Annotated in this window: 2 protein-coding genes; both read right to left on the bottom strand. The window is 64.9% G+C overall.

Going from position 1 to position 1,920, the window contains the following annotated elements; all coding sequences use genetic code 11:
- A partial coding sequence (locus tag RMN84_RS04300; protein WP_309610967.1) for a conjugal transfer protein TraG N-terminal domain-containing protein occupies positions 1 to 578 on the bottom strand: 578 nt, incomplete at its 3' end.
- A 13-nt stretch (positions 579 to 591) separates the two neighbouring features.
- Positions 592 to 1,920, bottom strand: a 1,329-nt coding sequence (locus tag RMN84_RS04295) for a conjugal transfer protein TraH (RefSeq protein WP_309610966.1), incomplete at its 5' end; no start/stop codon positions are given.

Genomic DNA, 1,920 nt, shown 5'->3' with positions numbered 1-1,920 from the left:
GGCGCGATCGTCGCCCAGATGTCCGGGCTCTGGGCCAGCGCCTGCATCGAATAGTGCCCGAGCAGCACGTCGTAGAACACGCATTGGCGGAAGTGTTCGTCGAGATTGGCGGCAAACTCGGGATCGGAGATGCGCATGCCTTTGGTCGCATCGAGCAACCGCGCGCCGTAAATCATGCCGTTGCGCGAATAGTCGAGATCGCCGGGGAGCCCGAACACGGTTTCCGAGGCGCGGACCAAATAATCGCCCACCTGGCTGGTGAAGCTGGCCATCAGCGCAAGCCCGAGCGGGACGTTGGCGACGTTGGCGGGGGCGAGGCCGGGATCGACGCGGTCGGTGACGTGGACATCGAGCCGCGGGACCATCAGGCACGAATAGATCAGCGTCGCGCCGAGGAACCAGTTGAGCCAGGCGCGCCAATCCTGGTTGAACGCGACGGTGAGGACCGAGAGCGCGAGGCCCATCACCATCACCACCTGGATCAGGCTCTTGTAGCCGCCGTCGCCGGTCCAGGCGGCGACCGCGGCCAGCACGTTGACGAGGTAGTCGCCGCCGCCGATGGTGAAGATCTCGACCATTGTCCGCGCGCCTTCAGTTGACGAGCGAGCGGCCCGAGACCGCGCGCGACCAGTCGAGCGAGGCGGCCATTGCCGGCGACATCGAGGCGGCCAGCTGGTTCTCGATGAACGCGGTCTTCTCGATGATCTGGAGCACCGCGCTGACCTTGAGGTGCATGTTGGCCTGGCGGTCGGCAAGCGCGGTCTTCACCGCGCCGACCTGGCCTTGCCACAGCGCGATCTTGGCCTCGTCGGCGCCGATGAAGCTCGACATCGAACGCCCCGCTTCGCCGACGATCCGGTCGAGCAGCGCGAACAGCAGATCGACCGAAGTGATCTCGGCGAGCGTCTCGCGATCGTCGGTCGGCATCCCGCGACCGAACGCGGCCTGAACGGTGAGCACTTTGTACAAGGGGATCGAGGCGACCTGGAGCAGTTCCTTCTGGCTCTCGGATATCGGGGTATCGGCGCGGACCGCCTCGACCATCCCGGCGATCAGAGCCGCGACGCGCGTGCGGATCGCGCGGCTGGCGGGCAGGCTCAAGGTCTTGAACGCCGGGTTGAGGCACTTGTCGGGTTCGTCGCAGTCGAACACGCGCACCGTCTGCCCGCCGGTACCGTCGAGCAGCGCGGTGACCAGGGTCGAGGATGCATCGCCCGCGAACGGCACGAACTTGCCCGAGGCGTCGTCGGTCGGGGGCACATAGATCACCGTGCCGATCAGCGTCATCGCATATTCGGCGAGCTCGCGGTCGAAGTTGCCGCCGGGTGCGAAGAACGCCGATTTCTTGAGGATGTGCCACGTGTAGTTGCGCGCGATGCCCGGATTGACGTCGTCGTACTTGGCGCCGCCGGCCTGGGTGGTGCTGGCGCGCTGGCCGCGGGTGCCGCAACCGTGCTTGGCTGCGGCATAGTCGGTGAAGATTCCTTCGGAGTTGCCGATCGCCTCGCAGATCGCCTTGTCGGCAAGATCACCCTTGGGCCAGATGCCGCCGACCAGACCTTGGGCAGATTCGCAGCTATTGATACTAAGGTTGTTCATCAGCTGCGCTTTTTGGGAAAACTCCTGCATGATCTTCGAGCATTCGGGGCAGACGGTGTCGATGGCGAGACTGAAGGCAAAGCCGACTGCATTGTTGGCGATGGCTTTGAGGAGCGCGACGATCTCGCTGGCATTGATGAAGCTGAAGGAACCCGCGAAGATGTCGATGCCGCCGCAACCGGCCTTGGCCGAGGGCAGCTGGAGATTGGCGATATTGGTGGTCTTCTGGGGGAAGCGCGTCCAGACATTGCCAAGGCTGTAATAGCCCGCCGACTGGCCCTGGAATGCGGTTGGACCGTTGACCTGCGCCGCGCCGCCGAC

This window comes from Sphingomonas sp. (genome assembly GCF_031380695.1).
GTDB lineage: Bacteria > Pseudomonadota > Alphaproteobacteria > Sphingomonadales > Sphingomonadaceae > Sphingomicrobium.
This window is presented reverse-complemented; position numbering and strand designations above follow the sequence as displayed.